The following is a 24,467-nucleotide window of genomic DNA, read 5'->3' as shown; positions in this document are numbered from 1 at the left end:
TAAAAGTCCTTTTACCTTTCTTTCTGCTCTTCTAATAAGCGTAAAACATCTCCTGCTAATGCCTTCTGCTCTGTAGTAGTATGCAATAAAGAACCAGTTGGCATATTGGTAACATTTTCTACCTGCTTCTTAGCTTCATCATACACTTTAACCTGTATTACTAGCTCATTAATTTTAACTGGCATAGTCAACAATCAATACAATTAACTGTACACCACAGCATTTATGGCCATTACTTGGTTCGCACCAGCCTAGAATAGCCAATCGTAATGGTTTCGCCTATTCCAAGGTCTATTCGACCATTTAGCTGGAATGGCGTAATGGCTATACCCTTTGGGTAGACATCCTCTATTTTCCACTGTGCTAAAATTTTACCTTTCTTACTAAGAACTAAAATATGGGCCTGTGTAAGCTTAAAAAGGCCTTTATCAATGGCATCCTCGCACCAAAGCGTGATTTTAGTTTTACCCTCTATTAAGGGTCTAGCCAAGACTAAATCAGTAGTCTCACATGCATTGGATCTATAATAAGGCCTATGAGATCCCCCAGGTAGATAGGCTCCCATCTTCAAAGTATTACTTAATCCTTCAACCTTATAGAAATATTCTGGAGAACTGCCATCTGTTACGCCCAATATTTCTACTTGAAAAGAATGTGCGTGCACTACATTAAAATCAGCCATAAATATCAGCACAAGGTTAAAAACATAACATAATTACTTTTTATCTGGATTCAAGCCTTGTAAAGTAAAACGTATACGGATATAGCCCATTTCACCTGTAGCCTTGTTCTTCCTATTTAAAAACAACTCTGCTTTTTGTATGATAACATCATTTACCGTTGTTTTTGTATCTATTGAGCCATCTTTTTTGTGTACACAAAGGGTAAATGGCTCTGCATTATATTTATCCTCAAGAACTTCTTGAACCAAACTATATGCTTTTGTTAACAACTGCTTGCCTGTTATAAAGGGTAAAAATTCTACAGTGAAAGTTACTACTTCTTGTGCACTGTGTTGATTCTGAAAAAGTGGTGCTTTAGTTGCCGTATCATATACAGCTGCTTTAGTAGATGTTTTTTGATTGGGCATACCAACAGCCGAAACACTACAGGTCTTACTATCAAAACCTGCTTTATTAAAGTGTTTATAATCAATAGTTACTCTTTGCATAATACCTCAAATTCTAATTAAACTATTTAATACCCTAAAAACTCAATAATGAATGGATCAAGCTATTGTTTAATAACAAAACTAACTGGATCATAAACAGCAAGCTCAGCTGCCACTTCCTGTAGCCCCGTTTCAGGATCTACTTCACTATTCATTTCACTAACATACCCTTGAAATTGTATATGTGTAAATGGTTTATCATCATTAGTGGCAATACTAAAAAGCATATTTTCCACATATTTTTTAGGATCATTCTCCTTAGTGGCCTCTAAGTTTTTTTCTAGCTTTTTAATATCATCATCGAATTTTTTATCTGGTGTTTTAAGTACAGAAACTTTAATATCAGTCGCCTGTCCAATTTCTCCTCCTTTGCGTATAGCATAGACGGACTTACCTTGTGCATTAATAGACCTAATATATTGAGAGCCATTTTCTAGGGCAATTGCTATTTGGTAATCCGTTATACTAACTTTTGAAGAACCCAAATTAAAATGGACTATAGCAGGTATTAACAAATTCTCAGCCATGGTTATTTTAGTTTTAAATGTTTTTAGAATAGACCTCTTCCGAAACGCTAACTTCTGCTGGTAATTTGCACAGTGATCCAGGGGATCCGATCCGGTGCTCAAATCCTCACGTACATCTAGTACGCTCCAGTTTTCCGCGCCGTCTCTCCTACAAATTCCTGAGCACAAGCGCGTTTCGAAAAAAGTCTATTAATTTACGCTCTATAGATACAGTTACCCATCTGCACCCATTTTTTGTTCAAAGGTGATCACAATAAACTCAGCTGGTCTAGGCGCCGCTACTTTTACGGAAATACGCATAATCCCCTCATTGACATCATCTTGAGACATGGTTTCACCCAATCCGCAGAGTACGGTAAATGCTTCTGCAGGGCTTGCACCGACTAAAGCGCCTTGTCGCCAAAGATTGGTTAAGAAGTTGGAAATCATGCCCTGTACAACGGCCCAGGTAACGGGAACGTTTGGCCTAAAGACAACAGAGAATGCTGCATTTTTAATGGATTGCTCAATAAGGATAAACAACCTTCTAACATTAATATAGCGCCATTCTGGACTGTTTCCGGCTAGCGTTCTAGCGCCCCAAACGACTGCAGCACCGGCTCCTTTAAAGGTGCGAATGGCATTGATCGACTTACCGCTAATGCCATCTACGTTAAGGGATTCTTGCTCTTCATGGGTGATTTTCACCATTGGCTCTATCACAGAGTTTAAGTTTTGATTGGCCGGCGCAATCCATACCCCTCTTGCTTTGTCCGTTCTGGTATAAAGACCTGCCATAGCGGGAGCAGCTGGAAGAATGTTTAAGCGATCTGCAATGGTTTTACGCAATAATTTATACTCCTTACTGGTATTCTTTAGCCCAGCATCCCAATAGACTTTCTCTTTCTCTGTAGTCGCACTGATCAGATTAGAGAGCATGGTTTTGTGCGCTTCTTGCAATACAGACTTGAGTGACTCTAAATCAAAGTTCCTATAATCAATGCTATTCAATGGGATAATATTGGTTTTAACCCATGGATAATAGGCGGCACCATAGCTCAAATTATCTAACCCAATATATTCACGGAACCTGTTTACATATTTGTTTTTATCTTCAATGGATAACTCTTTGTTGCCACCCCATATATCAAATAATGCGACTTTATTCAGATACTTGCCGCAATGGGCAAGCCCATAGGTCTGGACCGCATAGTAAGAGGCATCTTCTTCATCTAATAAAAGGGAGTCTGGCATCAATAACATGGTTGGCACCTCTTCTCCAGCTAATGTATCTATGCCTTGTTTGAATACATCTGGTGTAATCTCTAACTGTACGTCCGGATCGCCATACTGGCCAACAGAAACAATAAAACAGTCTGCTCCACCATTATCAAAGAATAGTTTTAAACTATTGTATAGGTAAAATGTAGAGTTGGCACTCTGTTCCATTACATAAGACTTGCCATTCATAACCAAATCTTTTTCCCCACTGGTTACCTCTTTAATGGTATAGACAGGAACAGGTGGCCCTCCAAAAAATAGCTCATATTCAGAAAGCGAAGAGATCTGAACTGGTTTCATATGAAAAGACTTTCCGTTAATTTCAGCTCTTTCAGTGAAACCTATAAACGCAGGAACTGCAGTTGATACTTGAACCACGGCGTTGGCACCCGTATCCTTCTCGACGATGTACACGCCGGGAGTTTTTAAATTTTCAGCCATTTTATTTGATTTTTATGAATTATTATAAAAGTTAAATGAAGTTTAAACTAAACATATACCACTATATCACTATAGTGTTTCTTTGTATTGCGCTTATCCTGCTTGAGCGAGTCATAGCTGGGATAAGGTAATCTTTCTAATAATATGGTTTCGCCTTTTGCACCACCAAGTTTACAAAGTGAAAAAGAACGATCGTACTGATCGCAAAGCTCCATGGGCATGGTAGATTCGGCACAATAGGTATCCGAAAGTTCCGTGCAAGCTTTTACCTGACTAAAGTAAGAGGCATCTCCTTTAGATAAAATGCCTAAAGCCCCACTAAGCTGCTTCTTAGTATCTACTACATAGTAGCGCCAAAAAGTAGCGCGGTTTTTTATATTAATTTTATAAACAATAGGCGCACCCACTAGGCTACCTTTTTGCAGGGCATCGATCCAATGGGTAAGATCTATATCAATGATTGCAAAAACATTCCAACCTGGCTCAGTAGGGTAATGGACCACATCCTGAATCCCAGCTAAATCAGCGCTACCCATAAAGGTTTTGCTATGTAGGCAATTAGGATCATGGGTGCGGCCATTATACAAATAATAGACTTGCCCCGTTGGATAAGCAGCTTCTAGCTCTAAAAGATTTAATAGCCAGCCACTTTTTAATGTCATCACAAAGGAAAGGGTAATGCCCTCTGCCTTCTTTTTAAATAATGTTAACGGATCGTCATAATCCTGTGAAAGCCATATCAGCTCTATGCCATCTGAATGAGGCAAGATGCGTACCTTGCGTGCTGCCATCCAGGAAGCGGTAGAGCGGGTTGGCGCTATATCGAAATCATTTCGAGCATTATTGGATTTATAATAATGGTTCGAAATAGCTATGCGAAATAGTTTTGTTATAAATGCCATTACCTTTCACGTGATGAAAATGCGGATACTACTTTTAAACCCATTGTAGCATCCCCTATAAATATAAGCCCTACCTTATACAACAAAGAAGGACTATAAGGCGTATCTAACGTTTCCCAAAGCATCGACTTTTCTGATGGCGTCATTTTAACGAGTTCAACAGAAAAACTCTCAATCCCCATCTCTTGTAAAATGGGCGTATTGGAGCCATCAAAGTGTGATTTACTTTGAAAAAATGCGGCCACATAAGCCAGTAATTCTAAATTTTTTAATAGATCAGATGCTTTATAATCAGTAGAAAATAAAAAATACAGATTAAATGCTTCTGGCCTTTTACGTAAGATAAAACCATCCGTCTGTGGGACATACTGCGTAGGATTACTGCATAACTCTACTGAAGTAATATCCACTAACCTCATAATAATTCCCTTTGAAGACTTGCTTTCTATTTGAGAATTTCCTAAAATTGACAGGGATATAGCTGGGCCCTTGGCATTTGATTTGGACTGAATATATTGATTCGCCTCAGATAATATAGTGCTGGTGCAATGATGTAACATCTTTAGTCCTTTTATTGTTCATGCTGCCTACGCTGTGCCGATGCCAGATCAATTGTACAATTGATTGCATCAAATGCAACAAGGTAGGTTTCCTGCCTTAGCCATGCCCTTTACCGACTGTACCGATCCGATCAGACACGAGCTTTATATTTGTCAATATATTACATTTTTAGGTTTTTTTACTCAAAAGCATAAGCATTTATTATTTTTTAGGTTAAATAAGGGGGTAAAAAAAAGACCCCCTATAGCCCAAAGCTTAAGGAAGCGCAGCTGGTTCTGTTCTATAGTGCTGGCTCACAAACTACTATAACCTGGTTATCGGCTACTGAGGTAAAGCCACCCTTTATTGAAATGGACGATGATATAGCCCCGAGTGCATAGGTGACCTTGCCTGCTATTAAACTACTTAAAATAGGGGCATGATTGGCAAGTACCTGAAATGGACCAAGCATACCTGGCAACATTACACTATCTACCGTTCCATTAAAAAGCCTACCGTTAGGCGCTATAATAGATAAATGCATCCTGAATTTATTTACTATTTAACAGATATTCACCTACAATCTAAACACTTGATTGCGTTATCTGCTTCCTATAAGTGAAAGGTAACCAAAAGGTTTTTTAAAAGCAAATGGGCTTAAATGATTTAGCACACCTGAAAAATATTAGCCGGATAAGATTTCAAACCAATGTAAGGGGTGGGTGCTAATTTCGCAACTTTTTACAGGGGCATTTTCCTACTATAGCCATAACATGAGACCTTCTGCAAAACCTATTTGTGATCAGCAGTTTTTAGGAGGAGCGCAGTCGCCAGCATACTAAATGTATTTGAGGAGCATAGACCACAAAATTGCCATTTAGCAATAGGTTTTGAAGAAGATCTACAGTTGTAATAGGTGGATATACGGCTGAATGGATAGAAGAAAAAAGCAGCATAAACATTAATCTAAAAGCTTATACTTCCAATGGGCTGCCTCACCATATTCTGCTATATAATCCATGCGCTCGGTACGTACCTGCATCTCCAACCGTCCATGTTTATAGGTTTCAAAGGTAAGATGGAGCGATTCATAGTTGCTATCTCTTGGTATACTAATCCAGTCTCTCATAATATTACAGACCGGGTTATAAAGATCACTAACAATGCTAAGCACCCGCCAACAGGCTATCTTTTCTTCTTGTAGTGTTTTACCATCCATACCTGTTAAAATGATCCTAATAGCAGCGAGATCATGTATTTGGTCGACATCAACTTTTAACCTTTGCGTCTTATGCCAAATGGAATAAATAGATTTAATCCGTTTTTTTAATACGAAATCAATTCCATGTGCTTGAACAGCTGAATGAACCTCCTCAGAAATAAGATTTAACTTTTGCTGCCTTTGAAGCTTGGTCATGCCAATCTTGGCAGTAATGGAATAATAAGTCAGGGTATCTGTATATTTTAACCAAAAGTCTGCTAACTTGGCCTGAATGTTATACAAGCGCATTCTATGGGCAAGTGGAATATAAAAAGACTTTAAATCAAATAAAAGTTTACGGCTAGAATAGCAAATCAACGCTGAGTCTAAACTTTCTAATGGAACGCCGCTATAGTTTACACGAATGATATCACAAATCTGCAACAGAATTGCTAAAATACGGGGAGCTGCTGCATCAGGGGTATTCCGACAGTTAAGAATGGCGCTACGACGTGGTTTGCAACGCTTGAATCTATTCAACTCGACCAATATAGAAGCTACTTTTAAGCCAAAACGCTTTTGAATGGCTTCTTTCCGGACCAAGCCTTGTAAAAAAGGAGGTGCTAAGATCGCAGCAATAACAGTAGAAAGTCCCAAAGACATCTCCGTAACAGCAATAATGGCTACCTGTATAGATGGCTGCAGCGCAGGCTTGAATGTTTTTGAATCTGCTTGCTCTTCAATGCTTTCGGCCCATGCATAGGCTTCCTGTATCTTTGGCCAGGTATGGTTCATATCCTTTGACGTTTCAGATACTACCTCTGCAAGCTGCTGCAAATTCCAATTATCGAGATCAAGCATTTTATTTCTTTTCATGACGCTAATACAATCAAAAGTTTGCTACATAAGCCAATTCCAAAACTTATGACCTTTGGCTTATGCATTACTTTAAGGAAAGTTTATTACTTCGCCTCAAAGTTACAACTTTATCAATTTGTATGGCACACAATAGAAGAAGTAATATTCCAATTTTTGGAACCCTCTAAAACGAATGAATTATAATTTTAAATAAAGTCTACTAGAATTACAAAGAACAAAACTGATATTTTTATAATTTTTTAAGTACCATCCTAATATTCAAGACAAAAAATATTTTACACCCTACGCTATTGGTTTATCAGGAAATGTAAAGAATGGTTTTGTTGACTTTACTTAATATAGATAGCGCTTTATAGTACCTGGGGCCGGAATCGAACCGGCACGATATCACTATCATTGGTTTTTGAGACCAACGCGTCTACCAATTCCGCCACCCAGGCAAAAAAAAGAGGTCGCGAGTGGGTTCGAACCACCGTACGAGGTTTTGCAGACCTCTGCCTAACCACTCGGCCACGCGACCGAAATAAAAGGATTACGCCTTATTGTCTCCTTTTGTCTGCTGCTCTAGCTTTTCTTTTAAGTCAGCAAAGGCTTCGAACCCTCTAGCGGATGGCGCTTTCTCTATTTTTTCTTCCGCTTTCGTTTTAGGCTCAGCTTTGGTCTCTACTGCTGGATTAAAAAGAACCTGATGGGATAAAACTATTTTTTTATCTCCTTTGGAAAACTTGATTACCTGCAAATCCAACTCTTCTCCAACCTCTGCTTCGGCGCCATCTGATTTAATTAAATGCTGCTGCGGTACATGGCCTTCTATACCATGCGCTAGCTCCACAATGGCACCACGACCTGATGTCTTTTTCAGAACAGTACCTTTATGTAGGGTGCCTATCTGAAAAATCTTTTCACAGGCATCCCATGGATTTTCTTGCTTTAAGCCAAGGGAGAGCCGCCTATTCTCCCTGCTAATACCCAAGACAACTACCTCTACTTTTTCGCCCAATTTTAGCACGTCAGCAGGATGTGCTACGCGCTTGGTACCGGAAAGACGAGAAACATGTAACAACCCTTCAATACCAGGTTCTAGCTCTATAAAGGCACCAAAATGGGTGAGATTGCGGACAATACCTTCATGGGTAGTGGCTACTGCATAGGTAGATAGGAATGCATCATGCTCCCACGGATCTACCGTTAGTTGCTTGATGCCTAAAGATATTTTATGATTCTTTCGATCTAACGATAGAATACAGGTTTCAATCGTATCGCCTATTTTGTAATGTTCATTGATGTCACGCAAATATTGTGACCATGAAATATCTAAAACATATACAAATCCTTCAATACCAGGCATTAATTCTACAAAAATACCATAATCGGCAATATTGGTTATGGTTCCTTTAATGGTAGATCCTACCTGTACGGTTTCTGGAAGGGCATCCCATGGATGGTCTTGAAGTTGCTTCATGCCCAAAGAAATACGCTTCTTATCTTCATTAAAGCCAATGACGACTACACGTACCTCCTGACCAAGGGTGAAGAGCTCCTCTGGATGGTTGACTTTACCCCAAGACATATCTAACTTATGAAGCAAACCATCTACGCCGCCTAAATCAATAAAAGCACCAAACTTAGTGATGTTTTTTACATAGCCCTCTAGGATCTGACCTTTTTCAAGCTTACTCATGATTTCAAGCTTCTGCTTTTCTAGCTTCTTCTCAGTGAGCGCTTTATGGGAGACTACAACGTTATCATTGGTATGGTTGATTTTAATAACGACTACATCGATGGTTTTGCCCACAAAGATATCAAAGTCTAAAACAGGTCTGATGTCAATTTGTGAACCAGGTAAAAAGGTTTCAATATCACAAACCTCTACAATTAACCCCCCTTTTGTTCTGCGTTTTACAAGTCCTTCTAATACCTCTCCATGTTCCAATGCATGCTGGATTTTTTCCCAGGCCCTTACCAATTTTGCTTTTTTACGAGAAAGCACCAATTGCCCTTTGGCATTTTCTGTTTCTTCTATATAGACCTCGACTTCATCACCTGGTTTTAAATCAGGTAAATCTCTAAACTCAGAAGCAGCAATTAAACCATCGGACTTGTATCCAACACCCACAACAACATCTTTATTGGTGATGGTTATAACCGATCCTTTTACTACTTCATACTGACTAATAGCGCTTAAAGTAGCGCCATATAGGGCAGCAATAGCTTCTCTTTCTTGATCTGTATAGGCACTACCTAATTTATCAGTGTGGCCATATTGATCCCAGTTCAAAACTCCTTCTGTTGCACTCATAAAGGGGAGGTATTAATTTTTATGGTTACTTGAACACAGCTAACCATAGGATTGATGCTGCGCCAAGTGGTTAAAAAATGAAATTAAATAAATACGACTTCTATGTAAAGGCTATAGGCCGATGTGGCCAACTTTGCCCTACAAGCGATAAAGTTACAAAAAAAAGGAATATTTAGCCTAATTTTTGTTTGACAAAAGGAATTTTTATCTTACTTTTTACTTGATCAAAAAGTTTGGCGCTATTAGTGCGATATGGTTTAATGGATAAAATGAACATTGTAAACAAAAGTGCCATATCTCATACCATTGTTCTGATTAATGGTATCAACAGCCGACTTTCTAAGATGATTAATACATGAGGCACCATAGTTTACACCACTGATAGCTCGGGTAAAAACAGACTTACCAATAGCGACACCAGAATAGAACGCATTACAAATAGCCTTATGCTGTTTAATTAGATCATCACCAGACTTAGGCAAGTACCCCATGAGCAATTTCCTATAATTCGTTACGGACGGCTTAAGATGCTCTTTAACTAGAAAACAAATGATGTCGACAATAACAGTCAACAATATACAATCTTCATATTCACACTCACCAATACAATACTTGTAAGCAAAGCAGATCAACCATAAGACACTATCAACAGCACATTTATCGAAAGCAATTGGATATGCTTTTAGGATAACATTTATAAACCTTCGCTCAAACTGATCATCAATAAAAATTTTATCAGCGGAAAGACTAGAAACAACACCAGATGCATCACCATTACTAGAAGTCTTAGAATTCTTACGAGGTTCATACAGGCATGGTACAACATTCTTTATTACCCCCGCAACCTGGACAATAAAAGAATTAAAAACAGGACTGCCACAATACGTTATCCAATTGAGGACGAGTACCTCTAGACAAATAGGCTTATCTCTACCCCCTACGCACGAATTGTGGTGATTACACGGATAACTATTATCGTAGCTACCACCCATTGCTGTAGTAGCAAGCAGTTCGATCAGCTTAATAACTAATTTCTCAATTTTCTTCGTATAATATTTGTTAACGAATTCTATTTTACTCAAGTATTCTATCAAAGAATATATTAGATCCATCAACCATTCGATCTGCTTACTCTGCTTACTAAATACTTTCTCAATTTTCTTCCTAAGATATTGCTTACATGGCTTATCGCATTCTTTACAAGAACCTAATTGTGTTTCAGTTTGTTTTTTAAGCTGCTTTGCTTCCGGCGAGCAACCCAATCTAGCTTTTGCAAGTCCATTACATCCAATTAATCCAAATAGCAAAAAATAAAAAATTAAGGTTTTTAAGTTGTTATTTATTTTCATTACATTGGGAACCTGCGGTAGGATAGATTAAAGTCTATTGACAGGCTCAAAAAAATTTAATCTTTAATTGGGGGAGACTACTCATTGTATCTCTTCAGGCAATTGCGCTAGCGTTTAAGGGAAAAGAAGTTTTTATCTTACTTTCTTTTTGCTTGATCAAACGGATGATGATGCCTACCACTTTTTGCTTGATCAAAAGGTGGACAAAAAAATCCTTAAACTGGCATCACTTCCTAAACGGGCGGTGGGCATAAACCTAAAGGGTTAATTTAGAACGCACAATCCTCTGGCGCACTAATCAGCATGAGATATAAAAATATAACTATTGAGCTAACACCTTGGAACATGTGGAAATATCAAGCCCTAAAGGGCATTTAGTTGGTTGAGAAAGATCTTTTAACTCAGTACCCTGATCAGGTTTATCATAGGCATTTACAATTTCCCAACCGGAATCTTGATTTAAAGAACTTCCATCAGGCAAACTCTGACTAGAGCCAAGACTATTATAAATAGCAGAAGAAACATATTTAATACCACCATAAGTATTGGAAGCAAGCCACCCAAGACCATTGAAAGCATATGGTGCAACCCATATTACACCACGAGTAGTCATGGCAAGCGCATACTTACCAAAAGGAGACGCAATAGAGGAAACAAAACGAGCACCGCCAGCAGCACCATCTGCTATACCCACAGCAATAGGAGTACCGTTATAAACCATAAAGGCCACCTCCAATAGCACCGGCCCCTCCTCCAATCATACCTCCACCAATACCCGCAGTGAACGCACCAATACCACCAGCCATATCAACAGCACGGTCAGCTGTGGAACGTCCTTCTACTGTTTGCGAGGACATAGGACTGACACCCAACCCAGCTTTAGAAACATTGCATCCAGTCAATCCCAGTGCAGAAAGAAAAAAACAGCTACTACCAACAACCCATTTAAATGGTGACGCATTACCATACATTTATTATTAAATATTTCCTATTACATCTATCCCACCCCCACTATATAGTGGGATCAAAGAACTATGAAACAAAATCCAATCCTACAGTGTTTAAAACCTACTAGAAAAGGAATCATTTCTGCAAATATAGGTATATAACATGTACTATACAAATTATTTTAATATACCTTGAAGGTATGCGTTCAATGTTATGACCATAGTAGGAAAATGCCCCTAGACCTTCTACAAAACCTATTGCTAAATGGCAATTTTGGCACTTGTCTATGCTCCTCAAATACATTTAGTATGCTGCGGTGCTCGACTGCGCTTCTCCTAAAAACTGCTGATCACAAATAGGTTTTGCAGAAGGTCTCCTGTAAAAAGCTGCGGAACCTGTCCCTTACAGATGATTAGGAAAAACAGATTCCTTTCAAGCCCGCGAAACGGGCGGTTCCTGTTTTTCCATCTGTAAGGGGCAGGTTCCGCAGCTTTTTACCGAGGGCTTGATTTTTTGTTACTTTATTTATCAAGAAAAAAGTAAGACAGCATTACTTCATCTCCAGAAGCGCTTGCTTATCTATAATCTTCATAAGCTTTTCTTTAAGGTCTCCTGCTTTAAAGCAATTGGCAAAGCCGTTTGCTTCTGTTTGAAAACCATTTTCATCTGGGTTTTCGGCGGCATTTACACAAGTTACCAACATGCCCAATGCTAAATCTGCATTATTGGCAATAGAAGTAAGCCACTTTTTAGCTTTCTTAAGCATTTCTTCTTTATAGCTGACTACTTCACTGACAAGCCCCATGCGTTCTGCATCTTCTGCACCAATACGCTTACCGGTCATTAGATACTCTAATGCCTTGGTCTTGCCGAGTAACTGGGTCAACCGTTGGGTGCCGCCAAAGCCAGGAATGACCCCACAGGCAATCTCTGGAAAAGCAAACACAGCATTCTCAGAGGCAAATCGAAAATGACAGGCCAATGCCAACTCAAAGCCAGCGCCGAAAGCATACCCATTAATAGCAGCTAAAATAGGCTTGGGACAATTTTCTATAAAAGCCAATACCTCTTGACCGTTTTCTGCAAACTTTCTTGCATTCAATTCGCTTAACTTGAGCAACTCAGAAACCTCCGTACCTAAGGAGAAGATCTCCTCTCCTTCTCCAGTAATAATTACACCTTCTATGGCCTCGTCGTCATAAACATCTTGAATAAGACTACGCAATTCAGTTAGCCTTTTATCTGTTAAAGTAAAGGATTTTAAACCGGCCTTAAAGGTGATGGTCAAAATGCCATCTTGTAAATTACTTTGTAATGATTCTGTTTTTTCCATGCTGGACGCAAATTTGTTTTATAGCTTAATTAAACAACCAGTAGGCAATGCAATACATGCATTGCGCTTTAATTTATCTACGCAAATTAATACTCCATTAGACTTCTTGCGAAACACTACTTCTGCTGGTAATTTGTACGGTGATCCAGTGGATCCGGTCCGGTACTCAACTCCTCACGTACATCCAGTACGTTCCGGTTTTGCGCGCGGTGTCTCCTACAAATTCCAGAGCATAAGCGCGTTTCGCAAAGAAGTCTATATTTATTTCCAAAGCTAAAAACGATACTACCCAAATATACAGGATATTTAAATAAATAGTTCAATAATTTTTTTAGTAGCCTATATCTTATCGTAACCATATATAGACTCCATATAATACTAAAGGTGAATTACTTCTCCATAAGCAGCAGCTACTGCTTCCATAATGGCTTCCGACATGGTCGGATGTGGATGGGTACTATTCTGAATTTCATAGGCGGTAGTTTCTAGTTTACGCGCAACTACTACCTCTGCAATCATTTCTGTGACATGAGCACCTACCATATGTGCACCAAGCCACGCGCCATACTCAGCATCAAAAATGACCTTTACAAACCCTTCTGGTGCACCGGCTGCATGTGCTTTTCCAGAAGCAGAAAATGGAAAAATTCCTGTTTTAATTTTATAACCAGCTTCTTTTGCAGATTTTTCTGTATAACCTACAGACGCCACTTCAGGTTGGGTGTAGGTACAAGCGGGTAGGTTATTGTAATCTAACGGCTCTGGTGTAAGCCCAGCTATTTTTTCTACACAAATAATAGCCTCGGCTGAGGCTACATGGGCTAAAGCAGGCCCTTTGATAAGATCGCCAATAGCATATACACCATTGCAACTGGTCCTATAGTAGCCATCTACTGCAACCTTACCAGCCTCCATAAGGATGCCGTTTTCTTCTAAACCAATATTTTCTATATTGGGTTGCACCCCAACAGCAGAGAGAACGAGGTCACTTTCTACCTGCAAGAGCCCCGATTGGGTAGCAATCGCTACTATTGATGAGGCCTGCTGTACCTCTACTTTGGTAACCTCGGCAGCAGTATAGACCTGCATGCCTTTTTTGGTAAAAGATTTTAAGACTTGTTTAGATACTGCTTCATCTTCAAGTGGTAACAAATAGGGATTACACTCGACTAAAGTGACTTTTGTGCCTATCGTATGGTAAAAATAGGCGAACTCACATCCAATAGCGCCCCCTCCTACAATCACTATAGAGGCTGGTTGCGTGGTGCGTGAGAGCGCTGCTCTGTAGCCTATAATATGCGTGCCATCAATAGGCAAATGGGGCAACTGACGGCTTCTTGCACCAGTTGCTAAGATAATATGCTGCGCGCGGTACAAATCGGTAGTGCCTGCTGGCGTGGTAACGGAGGCTGTACCATGAGGGAGTAGCTTACCACGTCCTTCTAGGAGGGTAATCTTATGCTTTCTAAAGAGCTGATGAATGCCCTTGCACATCGTAGCTGCAACATCTCGACTCCGCTTCATAATGGCCCCAAAATTAGGCTTGGCTTGGCTTGCTTCAATACCGTAAGCTGCAGCATGGTTCAAGTAGTCAAATACCTGGGCACTTTTTAGCAAAGCCTTTGTAGGAATACAACCCCAGTTTAAACAAACGCCACCAAGCGCTTCTTGCTCTATAACAGCAACTTGCATGCCCAACTGCGCAGCCCGTATAGCAGCAACATAGCCACCTGGACCACTTCCGATTACAATAAGATCATACTCCTGTTCTTGAGACATATAAGTTGTTTGCTTTAGATAGTAGGCCTCTTTCGAAATTCGATTTCTGATGGCAATTCTGGTGTCGAAGCTGGTCTATGCTCCTCACATACATCCGAGTATTCTGCGGTGCTCGACTGCGCTTCTCCTAAAAATTGCTGATCACAAATCGCTTTCAAAAGAGGCCTATTAATATGAAAAAAGCTATCACTTCTCATATGGTAGACAATTATAGTTAAAAAGCTACTAATGTACTATACCCAATTGCTCTTTTATGGTATGAATGGCCTGCTTTTGTTCTGCCATAATCATCAACAAGTCAAAGGCAGCAATAACGGTATCACCTCTGGGAATCACATATACACCATTACGTTTTATAAGCACAATCAATGTATTTTCTGGAAAACTCAACTGTACTATTTTTTTACCAATAGCGGGCGCGTCTTCTGGGACCATCACCTCTATTAATTCACTGTCTACTTCTTTTGATAGCTGAATACTAGGCTCACGTTTTACCACTGCTGGTGCTTCTAATTGCAGCCACTTGGCAAGGGGCGAAAGGGTTGTGCCTTGAAACAAGATAGAAGTCAGCACAACAAAAAAAACAATATGGTAGATTACATCTGCTTGGTGAATGTTATCTAACAATGGATAAGTAGCAAAAACAATGGGAACAGCCCCTCTAAGGCCTACCCAAGAGATAAAAATCTTATGGTTTACATTTAATGTTTTAGAAAAAAATAAGGAAACAAAGACACTCAATGGACGGGCTACGAACATTAAAAAGATAGAAAGCAAGAGGCCAATCCCAGCTATAGGTAGGAGCTTAGCAGGATAAACCAATAGCCCAAGCGTAATAAACATAATGATTTGCATCAACCAAGAAATGCCTTGACAAAATTGAATGATACTTTTTTTATGTGCAAAGTCTTTATTACCTAAGATTAATCCTACAAGGTAAACGGCTAAAAAAGCATTTCCATGTAAAAAGTGTGTGGCTGAATAGGTAAAAATTACTACAGCAAGCATCAAACCTGGGTAGAGCGAACGGTTAGCAAGACGCAGGTTCTCCAGCAATAAAAGCATGATTTTACCCACTAATACACCAGCTAGTCCACCTACCACCATTTCTTGAATAAAGGTAAAAATAGCTGCCATGGGGCTAATGGCTTGGTTGGTAAGGAGTAGGGTTTTAAATAAAATCATTAAAAACCACGCCATCGTATCATTACTGCCAGATTCTAACTCTAACATCGGGCTAAGATTGGCTTTAAGGTGCATGTTCTTAGCACGAATAATGGCAAAAACAGCAGCTGCATCTGTAGAAGCAACAATCGAACCCATCAGCAAGCCTTCTAATAAAGTAAATTGTATATTACCCCCCCAAAAGGCTGTAACGCCCCAAATAAAGAGCCCCACACTAAAAGTGGTGATTAAAATGCCTACGGTTGCCAGTAATATACCATTCCAAAGAATGGGCCGTATATGCTTGTACTCGGTTTCTATACCCCCTGTAAAAAGGATCAAGCTCAGGGTAATCGCGCCTAATAATTGAGCCGCTATAGGATTGTGAAAATCAATATTGCCCAATTGCTCATGGCCTGCTGCCATACCGACCAATAAAAAGATAATCAAAGCAGGAATCCCTAACCTGGTAGATAGCTTGGTAATGACAATACTTAAAAAAAGCAAAAAAGAGCCGGCAATAAGTAAGCTTTCTGGAACTAAATGCATGGGTTTCTATGGTAAAACATATAGGCTAAACGGAATGCACTACAACTGGCATAGGTTAACATGTTGCATCGCATTAATTTTCTTAAATTTAAGGAAAAATTAGTTCATTTAAGATTAAACTTATTATAGATTCTTAAAATTTAAGATTAAAGCAACTGTAGACCTTCTGCAAAACTTATTTGTGATCAGCAGTTTTTAGGAGAAGCGCAGTCGAGCACCGCAGAATACTAGATGTATTTGAGGAGCATAGACAAGCTTCGACACCAAAATTGCCATTAGAAATAGGTTTTGCAGAAGGTCTTGTAAACCCCAACTATAATGCATCCAAACAAAAAGATAAAAATATTTTTTGCTATAGGAGCTATTATTACATTTGGCATAGCCATTGGTTTTTGTATTCGGCCCCATTTTTTTTTGTATTGCGACATATGTGGTTTGCTATCAAAGCATAGAGACGCGTCTAATGAATGGGCTGAAACAACTGCCATTATTTCAACTAAAGGACAAGATAAGTCCGATGGATCATACTATTATACATACACATATGATGCACCTGAAAGCACTGCCATTAACAGGCAGGGAGAAAAAATAGTTGGTCCAATTGAAGTACATGCCCATTCAAAAAAAGCTAAGCCACGTGATCAACAAAAGGATTAGAATCAGATATCTAAAGCAGGAACCTATTATTTTTAAGCTTATGGATCATATCCAATTTGAAGAATAATAATGGCCCAATTTTTCATGACCTACAGCAATGCCTATCAATGGAAAAATAATTCTACCTGTTGAAGTAAGTCAGTGGCAAAAAGGCAATAGAAGATCCAACCCACCACCTCACGCAACCCATTTAAGGTTATTTCAATTTTATTTTGTAAACTTGCTAACGCCACGAAAAACCAAGTGGGACCTGGTGAGATCAAAAATAGCCATAGGGTTTTCAACCATCTATAATTTAGTTAAATTACCTCTATTTTTATACATTTTTAACAGTTTTTACATATGAAAAAATCAATATTTTTTAGTAAAAGGATACTACTAGCTGCCAGCCTCCTTTTATTGACAGTGGAATGTAGATGTCCTTCTAATCAAGATAACCGCAAGCTGCCTAATGAAACCAAGCACCTGGAACAGGAGCAAGCAAAAAAAATTGTTAATGACCTTAGGGCTATATTCCAAAATCCTTCTACCCCTTCTCCATCTAACTCATCGAACACAAAAACACAAGGAATTGGCGAATCAGTGGATATAACTGGTAATGAGGTATTAGGCCCAGAAACACTTCAGTTCTACAATGATATAGCTACGAAAGATGGAAACCTGGAAGGGTTAAGGGGTCTCTTATACAGCCATAGAAAAAGATAACTCAGATACTGAATTGAAAAATATAAAGGAGCAGGCGATTAAGGATATTGAAAGCAACGAGGAATGGTCAGAGGAAGAGAAACAAAAAAACAAGAAGCTGAATTTGGATATCATAGACTTATCCATCAAAATAAATAACAAATTAAAAACAATAAAAAAGTTATTTTCGGGTAAAGCAGAAGAAGGCATAAAACAATTACCAAAAGAACTAGACGGATTATTAGATCTGCATGAAAAATTCGAAAAGCTCAAAAATGATTTAGATTCATCAGAAAACTATAAAAAAGATGATGAGTCAGTACTAAAAACAAAGGCAATGCTTAGCAAGTTAGAAGATTTAGGTAGAAAGATGCTAAACAATAACAATATTGATAACCTTAACAAGATGATATCATCATTAAAGCAAGAATACACCACTTATTTCAATGAAAAGCGCTTTAATGATCTGTTTAATAAGGCTCCTAAGGGACAAGACATATCTCCAGTTCAAGCAACAAAAAGATCCTTTGGAATATTAGAATTTGCTTATCTCCACCATTATTTCTATATATTGCTAGAGGAAGCTATTCAAAAGATAAACCAGCAGCCGAATAACACCCTAGGCAAAAAGGCATATCAATAATCAATAATCCATAACCCGTTTAGGCAGTTAGGCTAAACCATAGACCTTCTGCAAAACCTATTGCTAAATGGCAATTTTGGCGCTTGTCTATGCTCTCAAATACATTTAGTATTCTGGCGACTACGCTTCTCCTAAAAACTACTGATCACAAATAGGTTTTGAAGAAGGTCTCATCTTATGCGTTATTTTATATATATAGCTTACCTTGGTAAAGCCTATAGTGGGTGGCAGGTTCAAAGGAATGCGCTTGCTGTGCAACAAGTGGTGGAAGAGGCGCTGGGTAGATTGCTACCAACCGCAGTGGCTATTTCAGGCAGCAGCCGAACGGATAAAGGGGTACATGCAAGGCAACAGGTGGCTCATTTTGATCTAATAGGGCCCATAGATCCTGCTGATGTAAGCTATAGGCTCAATAGGATTTTGCCATCTGATATTAGCATTACAGCGATTCGCCCAGTAGTAGATGGGGCGCATGCGCGCCTTGATGCATGCTACCGCAGCTATGCCTATACGATCATTACGCAGAAAGATCCCTTTTATAGGGATAGCGCGGTTTGGCTGTGCCACGTTCCACCGCTTGCCTTATTGAACCAGATCGCAGCTTTGTTTGTTATACAAGCGGATTTTGAATTTTTTAGCAAGACAACTGATGCAACAAAAAGTTTTGTCTGTAATATAAAGGAAGCTTTTTGGTTGCAAATAGATCAAAAAATTGTATTTCACATAAAAGCGGATCGCTTTTTAAGGGGTATGGTTCGGACAATTGTAGGTACAATACTGAAAGCAGCAACCGGGAAAATGGATATAACGGCACTAGCGCAGCTTATTAGGCAAAAACCCGCGGTTCGCCCCGTGCTGACTTTAATGCCGCCACATGGCTTAACATTAGTGGAAGTGGGGTATCCAGAAGCCTTATTTATAAAAGAAAATGCATCCTAACCAAGATCCTATTATTGCACTGGCCACACCGCAAGGGGTGAGCGCTATTGCAGTGGTACGTCTATCTGGAAAGGGTGTGATTGGCATCGTAAATGGACTATTTTGTGGCAGTGACTTGACCCAACAAGCCTCTCATACAATTCATTTTGGCCTTATAAAAAAGGGGGATACGACAATCGATGAGGTGCTGGTTTCCATTTTTATTGCGCCACACTCTTTTACCAAAGAAGACTCGGTAGAAATTTCGTGTCACGGCGCACCTTTTATTGTCTCTGCATTGATCGAATTATTTGTGGCACACGGTGTCCGCATCGCTGAACCAGGTGAGTTTACGAAAAGGGCTTTTTTAAATGGTCGGTTTGACCTAGCACAGGCAGAGGCAGTAGCGGATTTGATTGCAGCGGATAGTGCCCTAGCCCATCAAACTGCACTGCATCAAATGCGTGGGGGCTTTTCCTCAGCATTGCAAGAATTACGTAAAGCATTGCGCCACTTTGCAGCTATGTTAACGCTAGAACTGGATTTTGCAGAGGAAGATGTGGAATTCTTAGACAGAAAGGAGTTACATAAATTAGCCGATGCGCTTATTAAAAACTTGACCTCCTTGATAGATAGTTTCCAACTGGGTAACGTCATAAAACAAGGTGTTGCGGTAGCCATTGTGGGCAAACCTAATGTAGGCAAGTCTACATTACTAAATGCGTTACTACAAGAAGAACGGGCCATTGTTTCGCCTATAGCAGGCACTACCAGAGATACCATTGAGGGCATACTGCACTTAGGGGGTATACCGTTTAGATTTGTGGATACAGCTGGCTTACGGGAAAACACTTCGGATGCTATAGAAGCAATAGGCATTGAACGCACCAAAGCGCAGTTAAAGAAAGCCTTTATCGTACTCTACTTGGTTGATCTATCCAACACTACTTTTAAACAAGCAGCGGCCGACCTGGTTAGATGGGGCTTAGAGGGGTTACCGGTGCTTAAAATTGGCAATAAAATCGATCTTGCACCAGCTGCTGCGCTAGAAAATTTTAAAGATTATCTGCTGATTGCTGCACAAACAGGCAGTGGTGTAGCACAACTTAAAGATAAGCTGCTAGAACTGGTAGCATACAAGCCTACTGATGGGCTAGCTACTGTTGTTATCAATGCGCGCCACTACGATCGGTTACAAAAAAGCAAACAAGCCTTAACAGCTGTTATTACAGGCCTGGAACAAAAACGATCCAATGAGCTACTCGTTGTGGATATAAACAGTGCCCTATATGCACTGGGCGAAATTACAGGAGAGATTACAACAGAAGAAATTCTTGGGGAAATTTTCTCCAAGTTTTGTATTGGCAAATAAGCGGGTCTATCCAGTTAAGTGTGTAAATCACACTTTTATATGCTCTTCATATATTTCATAATCCCAATTATCTATCATTCTGGTTTCCTCATTGAAGTTAATGCCTAGTAGTATAATGGCTTTTTGTCTGAGTAAATAAGGTTGATAATACCCGTTTGCTTTGATTTGTTCTAAGGCTACTTTCCCGCTGGATTTATACTTTATCTCTATAACGTAAATTGCTGTTTCTAATTCTAAAATGATATCTGATCTACCTTGACTAGACGCTGACTCACTATGCATATGCATTTTCCTCCCACCTAAAAATCCCAATCCTTGTAACAGCATATGTAAATTGCTGTGGTACTGTTTTTCCTGGCCGCTATTGATATAGTAAGGAAGCGTGGCAAAAGCCGTATTGATATTATCTATAAAGGCATCAATTTTTTTATCAGCTAATGCACGTCTAATTTTATCCCGCTCTTGTATAAAGTAATCTTTTACGCATCGCTCTAAGGTATCTTGAATCTTTTGCGCAAAAGCCTTTGCTACTTCTTGATTAGGAAACTTGAGTTTATAAATACCTGTAGATGGTTCATAATGCGCTATGGTTAGATATCCGGTTTGAAACATCAGTGCTTTTAAACTAATTTCGCTCCTACTACCGGTATACATTAACTGATGTCTATAGGCATCAATGGGTAGTTCATCTAAGTTAAATCTATCAGGATCTGATAACATTTGACTGATTATCAACGTAGAGCTTCCCGATTCATACCAGTAGTCTTCTCGCTTCCCCTCTTTAAAAAAATGAAGGGTAGACCAAGGGTTGTAAACCGAAGGACCTTTCTCATAAAACTTATAACCATTATAATGGCTAGCAATCTCTTGCATGACTTTCTCTTGGGTCACTGACCCGCCCAGCTCTTCACTCCAAGTAGCAGCAACCATAGCTATACGATCGGAGAATACTTCTAATAACTCTTGTTCGGTATAACCAAACATAGCGGCTGCACTTTTATCAATCGTAAGATCGCTTAAATGATTGGCCCCTGAAAATACATCAGATAAACTGAATTTGCTTACGCCAGTGATAAAGGTAAATTGAAAACGTTTATTGAGTGATTTTAAAGTCATAAAGAAATCTTTCATGACCTTGATATTGGCCTGTTCCAAATCTGATCCTTTCTGCAAATTGACAACTGGCGCATCATACTCATCTATAAGCACTACTATATTGGATTCATAACCATTGCTGAGTTTTGAAAGTGCTTCTATTAAGTTTTCTAGCCCATCTTGTATGTCTGGGACCTGTATGGTCAAACCATATGAACAAGCAATTTTATCTAACTTACTTTTTAAGCTGTTTTCCAGATAGTTCGGATTGTGGTTTAGGCCTGAAAAATCTATGTTGATTATAGGATATTTCTTCCATTGATACCCACTTTCTGGCCTACCTATATAGCAGTCTTTAAAAATTTCTTGTTCTCCATTGCATATAGTGGCCAGTGTATTGATAAATAGTGATTTCCCAAATCTGCGTGGCCGAGCTATAAATACAGGGTTTTCTTTTTCTATTAGCGCTTGTGCATACTTGGTTTTATCTACATAATAGCCTGTTCTGATCACCCTTTCAACATCTGAGTAGCCAATAGGTAGTGCATCTATCTTACGCATCATTATTATATGTTTTGATTTCTTTCTATTTCATTAGACCTTCTGCAAAACCTATTGCTAAATGGCAATTTTGGCGCTTGTCTATGCTCCTCAAATACATTTAGTATCTGGCCGGTGCTCGACTGCGCTTCTCCTAAAAACTGCTGATCACAAATAGGTTTTGAAGAAGGTCTCTTGATTTTGTATACCACTATATGCTTACAAACAGATTGATCTTGATCAGCGTCAAATCTAGTTAAAGTAGCATCCTTCTCCCGTAATTTATAGCATATTTTTAGATTTTCCATCTTGCTTCCTCAGTGTGGATAGCATTAAAACAAGCCTTTTAATGAACAGTATTTACCTGATTTGGTAGTACTACGGTGGGAAGGGAAATAGCAATACTACTCTAAAATAAAACAAAAAAGCCGCTTAGAAAAAGTTGCAATTAGAAAAGGTATTTTTAAAGTTAAGCATCCGCTTAGCTATGTGGCAATGTTAAGAAAAGAACACGCCTCTGTAAAAAGCTCTAGGCGCTGCTTTCTAAACGTAACTTTTTACAATGGGCGTTTTGCTCTTTTTGGAGTATAACGTTGCCAGATGGCTGAATGGATACGTTTTTCTTTGCATCTGTAATGCTGCACTTTCTGATCGAAACTTTTTCTAAGGGCGCGGTTTCCTTTATCGGCGGTCAGTAGCAAAGGAAAAACTACAGTTGTAATATGTGGACATACGGCTAAATGGATAGATTAAATTTGCTTCAATGGATCATCATTTAGTTCTTTTATACGCTTGGACTTGGGTAGTAAATAATGTGCAGCTAGCATAACTAAACCATTGATCAACATACAAGGGAAGACCCCATCATTGGTACCCAGTATGGGAAAAATCCACTTCCGCCAAGCAAAAACAGCCAGTGCACCTGCAACCATACCGATTAAAGCAGTACGTGTACGAAAACCCAAAACAGCTAAGATAAATGGCGCAACTACTACAGGCACATACAAACGACTATACCAAAGCACCACCTTATCCACAATAAAATAGTTGCTACTAAGCGCCAACGGAATGGCTAAGGTAGTGATAAACAATATAGCCATATGGGCCATTCTATAATGATAGGCAGAGGAAATATTTTTTCTAAAAGGCAATATATTTGGCAATATATCATAGCTGATCATAACTGCACAGATATGTAGTCTCGAATCAGCTGTGGACATGTTCATGGCTAATAAACAAGTACAAATGACTCCTTTTAACAAAGGAGGAGTATAGACCATGATATAATTCCAAATCTCCATTCCCGATAGATTGGATGGTACCCATGAAAAAATAAACAAACCAACTAGCGAGAAACAGACCATTAGCATGCAACCAAAAATACCAGCATATAAGAACATCTTTTTTGCTTGGGAGGGACTAGAAGCTATATAAACATGCTGTATAAAAGCAGGTTCTATACAGTTGACCATAGTAGCTAGGTATCGCAATGTAGCCACCACTTTTCTATCATACAGGAACAAATGGCCTAACCCAAACTTTTTTTGAGCTGCTGCAAAGGCAATGGTTTGGCCAAATGAGGCATTGGTTTGCTGAAACATAAACCAGGCCAATACGCAAATAAGACTAGAGAAAATAATACATTGCCATACATCCGTCAAGATAACGGCACGAATGCCACCAAAGATGGAATAGGTAACCAGCAATAAAGTAGTCACTACCGTAATGCATAATGGGCTCACTGAATCAATACACATACTGATGCCCTGAGCCATAATATGAATTTGCATAGCAATCACAACAGTAGAATAACAAACGCTTAATAAAGCTGTAATAATCCTTGGATACTTGCCGTATAGACGACCCATTGTCTCTGGCATGGAGATATGGTAGCTAAACTTAGACATACGCATGCCTAGCCAACTCAACGTAAAAAAAACAGCAATAATACCAAAAATCCTCCAGCTTAGCCAAAAGAGTCCATCAGAGAACTGTGTTACATAGCCCATCAGGGTAGCGCCGCCATAATAAGTGGCCAATGCAGTAGCTACCAAGTTAGCTGTAGAAAATGCTCTGTTTCCCATAGCGTAGGCTCGAAAGGTGGTAGAAGGCCTTCTAGTAGCATAAAAAGCGACTAGTGAAACAGATAGCAAAAAAACTATTACTATAAACAATAAAGTGTCGAATAACATAACCAAATATAGTTAGATCAACCT

25 protein-coding genes and 2 tRNA genes are annotated in these 24,467 nt (G+C 39.2%); 5 read left to right on the top strand and 22 right to left on the bottom strand.

Features of this window, described 5'->3' with window-relative positions; all coding sequences use genetic code 11:
• Nucleotides 1–11 precede the first annotated feature (11 nt).
• The 19 genes from FPG78_RS07105 to FPG78_RS02885 all read right to left on the bottom strand — a co-directional run bounded on the left by FPG78_RS07105 (nucleotide 12) and on the right by FPG78_RS02885 (nucleotide 16,342).
• Entirely contained in the window at nucleotides 12–185 is a 174-nt protein-coding gene (locus tag FPG78_RS07105; protein ID WP_186292428.1) for a hypothetical protein, read from the bottom strand.
• A gap of 47 nt (nucleotides 186–232) precedes the next feature.
• Nucleotides 233–682, bottom strand: a complete 450-nt coding sequence (locus FPG78_RS02970) for a phage tail protein (RefSeq protein WP_144086544.1) — start codon at nucleotides 680–682, stop codon at nucleotides 233–235.
• Between the two features lie 33 nt (nucleotides 683–715).
• Nucleotides 716–1,171, bottom strand: a complete 456-nt coding sequence (locus FPG78_RS02965; RefSeq protein ID WP_144086543.1) for a hypothetical protein — start codon at nucleotides 1,169–1,171, stop codon at nucleotides 716–718.
• 62 nt (nucleotides 1,172–1,233) lie between these two features.
• Nucleotides 1,234–1,698: a hypothetical protein gene (locus tag FPG78_RS02960; RefSeq protein ID WP_144086542.1), complete on the bottom strand. Its 465-nt coding sequence runs from the start codon at nucleotides 1,696–1,698 to the stop codon at nucleotides 1,234–1,236.
• Nucleotides 1,699–1,911: 213 nt separating this feature from the next.
• On the bottom strand, nucleotides 1,912–3,372 hold the full coding sequence (locus FPG78_RS02955; protein WP_223261976.1) for a phage tail sheath family protein: 1,461 nt from the start codon (nucleotides 3,370–3,372) through the stop codon (nucleotides 1,912–1,914).
• Nucleotides 3,373–3,446: 74 nt separating this feature from the next.
• Nucleotides 3,447–4,301 (bottom strand): hypothetical protein, encoded by an 855-nt coding sequence (locus FPG78_RS02950; protein WP_144086540.1) that lies wholly within the window; start codon nucleotides 4,299–4,301, stop codon nucleotides 3,447–3,449.
• Complete coding sequence (locus tag FPG78_RS02945; protein WP_144086539.1) at nucleotides 4,301–4,861, bottom strand: Pvc16 family protein; 561 nt, start codon at nucleotides 4,859–4,861, stop codon at nucleotides 4,301–4,303. The genes FPG78_RS02950 and FPG78_RS02945 overlap by 1 nt, the downstream gene beginning before the upstream one ends.
• 281 nt (nucleotides 4,862–5,142) lie before the next feature.
• Nucleotides 5,143–5,385, bottom strand: a complete 243-nt coding sequence (locus FPG78_RS02940; protein ID WP_144086538.1) for a F0F1 ATP synthase subunit epsilon — start codon at nucleotides 5,383–5,385, stop codon at nucleotides 5,143–5,145.
• A 417-nt stretch (nucleotides 5,386–5,802) separates the two neighbouring features.
• On the bottom strand, nucleotides 5,803–6,918 hold the full coding sequence (locus tag FPG78_RS02935) for an HD domain-containing protein (protein ID WP_144086537.1): 1,116 nt from the start codon (nucleotides 6,916–6,918) through the stop codon (nucleotides 5,803–5,805).
• 359 nt (nucleotides 6,919–7,277) lie between these two features.
• Nucleotides 7,278–7,361 (bottom strand) — tRNA-Leu (locus tag FPG78_RS02930).
• A gap of 9 nt (nucleotides 7,362–7,370) precedes the next feature.
• A tRNA-Cys gene (locus FPG78_RS02925) sits at nucleotides 7,371–7,441 on the bottom strand.
• A 12-nt stretch (nucleotides 7,442–7,453) separates the two neighbouring features.
• Nucleotides 7,454–9,220, bottom strand: coding sequence for a 30S ribosomal protein S1 (locus FPG78_RS02920; RefSeq protein ID WP_144086536.1), 1,767 nt, complete (start codon nucleotides 9,218–9,220; stop codon nucleotides 7,454–7,456).
• Nucleotides 9,221–9,477: 257 nt separating this feature from the next.
• Nucleotides 9,478–10,482 (bottom strand): hypothetical protein, encoded by a 1,005-nt coding sequence (locus FPG78_RS02915; protein WP_144086535.1) that lies wholly within the window; start codon nucleotides 10,480–10,482, stop codon nucleotides 9,478–9,480.
• A gap of 409 nt (nucleotides 10,483–10,891) precedes the next feature.
• A complete protein-coding gene (locus FPG78_RS02910; RefSeq protein WP_144086534.1) occupies nucleotides 10,892–11,290 on the bottom strand; it encodes a hypothetical protein in 399 nt (132 codons plus the stop codon).
• Nucleotides 11,280–11,540: a hypothetical protein gene (locus FPG78_RS02905; RefSeq protein ID WP_144086533.1), complete on the bottom strand. Its 261-nt coding sequence runs from the start codon at nucleotides 11,538–11,540 to the stop codon at nucleotides 11,280–11,282. Before FPG78_RS02905 ends, FPG78_RS02910 begins: the two co-directional genes overlap by 11 nt.
• 527 nt (nucleotides 11,541–12,067) lie before the next feature.
• Nucleotides 12,068–12,850, bottom strand: coding sequence for an enoyl-CoA hydratase/isomerase family protein (locus tag FPG78_RS02900; RefSeq protein ID WP_144086532.1), 783 nt, complete (start codon nucleotides 12,848–12,850; stop codon nucleotides 12,068–12,070).
• A 378-nt stretch (nucleotides 12,851–13,228) separates the two neighbouring features.
• Nucleotides 13,229–14,629, bottom strand: coding sequence for a dihydrolipoyl dehydrogenase (gene lpdA / locus FPG78_RS02895; RefSeq protein WP_144086531.1), 1,401 nt, complete (start codon nucleotides 14,627–14,629; stop codon nucleotides 13,229–13,231).
• 14 nt (nucleotides 14,630–14,643) lie between these two features.
• Nucleotides 14,644–14,826 carry a hypothetical protein gene (locus tag FPG78_RS02890; protein ID WP_144086530.1) on the bottom strand — a complete coding sequence of 61 codons (183 nt, stop codon included), beginning with the start codon at nucleotides 14,824–14,826 and terminating at the stop codon, nucleotides 14,644–14,646.
• A gap of 28 nt (nucleotides 14,827–14,854) precedes the next feature.
• The gene (locus FPG78_RS02885) at nucleotides 14,855–16,342 is read right to left on the bottom strand and encodes a potassium/proton antiporter (RefSeq protein WP_144086529.1); all 1,488 of its coding nucleotides are present in this window, start codon (nucleotides 16,340–16,342) and stop codon (nucleotides 14,855–14,857) included.
• Nucleotides 16,343–16,660: 318 nt separating this feature from the next.
• Between FPG78_RS02885 and FPG78_RS02880 the strand changes: the two genes are divergently transcribed.
• The 5 genes from FPG78_RS02880 to mnmE all read left to right on the top strand — a co-directional run bounded on the left by FPG78_RS02880 (nucleotide 16,661) and on the right by mnmE (nucleotide 20,616).
• The gene (locus FPG78_RS02880) at nucleotides 16,661–16,999 is read left to right on the top strand and encodes a hypothetical protein (protein WP_144086528.1); all 339 of its coding nucleotides are present in this window, start codon (nucleotides 16,661–16,663) and stop codon (nucleotides 16,997–16,999) included.
• 342 nt (nucleotides 17,000–17,341) lie between these two features.
• Complete coding sequence (locus FPG78_RS02875) at nucleotides 17,342–17,704, top strand: hypothetical protein (protein ID WP_144086527.1); 363 nt, start codon at nucleotides 17,342–17,344, stop codon at nucleotides 17,702–17,704.
• A 13-nt stretch (nucleotides 17,705–17,717) separates the two neighbouring features.
• A complete protein-coding gene (locus tag FPG78_RS02870; protein ID WP_144086526.1) occupies nucleotides 17,718–18,326 on the top strand; it encodes a hypothetical protein in 609 nt (202 codons plus the stop codon).
• Between the two features lie 177 nt (nucleotides 18,327–18,503).
• Nucleotides 18,504–19,265: a tRNA pseudouridine synthase A gene (locus tag FPG78_RS02865; RefSeq protein ID WP_144086525.1), complete on the top strand. Its 762-nt coding sequence runs from the start codon at nucleotides 18,504–18,506 to the stop codon at nucleotides 19,263–19,265.
• Nucleotides 19,255–20,616, top strand: a complete 1,362-nt coding sequence (mnmE, locus tag FPG78_RS02860; protein ID WP_144086524.1) for a tRNA uridine-5-carboxymethylaminomethyl(34) synthesis GTPase MnmE — start codon at nucleotides 19,255–19,257, stop codon at nucleotides 20,614–20,616. Before FPG78_RS02865 ends, mnmE begins: the two co-directional genes overlap by 11 nt.
• 27 nt (nucleotides 20,617–20,643) lie before the next feature.
• On the opposite strand, the gene FPG78_RS02855 is transcribed toward mnmE, so the two are convergent.
• The 3 genes from FPG78_RS02855 to FPG78_RS02845 all read right to left on the bottom strand — a co-directional run bounded on the left by FPG78_RS02855 (nucleotide 20,644) and on the right by FPG78_RS02845 (nucleotide 24,443).
• On the bottom strand, nucleotides 20,644–22,275 hold the full coding sequence (locus tag FPG78_RS02855; RefSeq protein ID WP_144086523.1) for an AAA family ATPase: 1,632 nt from the start codon (nucleotides 22,273–22,275) through the stop codon (nucleotides 20,644–20,646).
• 2 nt (nucleotides 22,276–22,277) lie between these two features.
• Nucleotides 22,278–22,559: a hypothetical protein gene (locus FPG78_RS02850; protein WP_144086522.1), complete on the bottom strand. Its 282-nt coding sequence runs from the start codon at nucleotides 22,557–22,559 to the stop codon at nucleotides 22,278–22,280.
• Between the two features lie 441 nt (nucleotides 22,560–23,000).
• Nucleotides 23,001–24,443 (bottom strand): sodium:solute symporter family protein, encoded by a 1,443-nt coding sequence (locus tag FPG78_RS02845; RefSeq protein WP_144086521.1) that lies wholly within the window; start codon nucleotides 24,441–24,443, stop codon nucleotides 23,001–23,003.
• Between the last annotated feature and the right edge of the window lie 24 nt (nucleotides 24,444–24,467).

Origin of the sequence: Cardinium endosymbiont of Dermatophagoides farinae, assembly GCF_007559345.1 — a bacterium.
In the GTDB taxonomy this organism is placed as follows: Bacteria; Bacteroidota; Bacteroidia; order Cytophagales; family Amoebophilaceae; genus Cardinium.
Note: the sequence above shows the minus strand (reverse complement) of the source record. Positions and strands in the feature narration are given on the sequence as shown.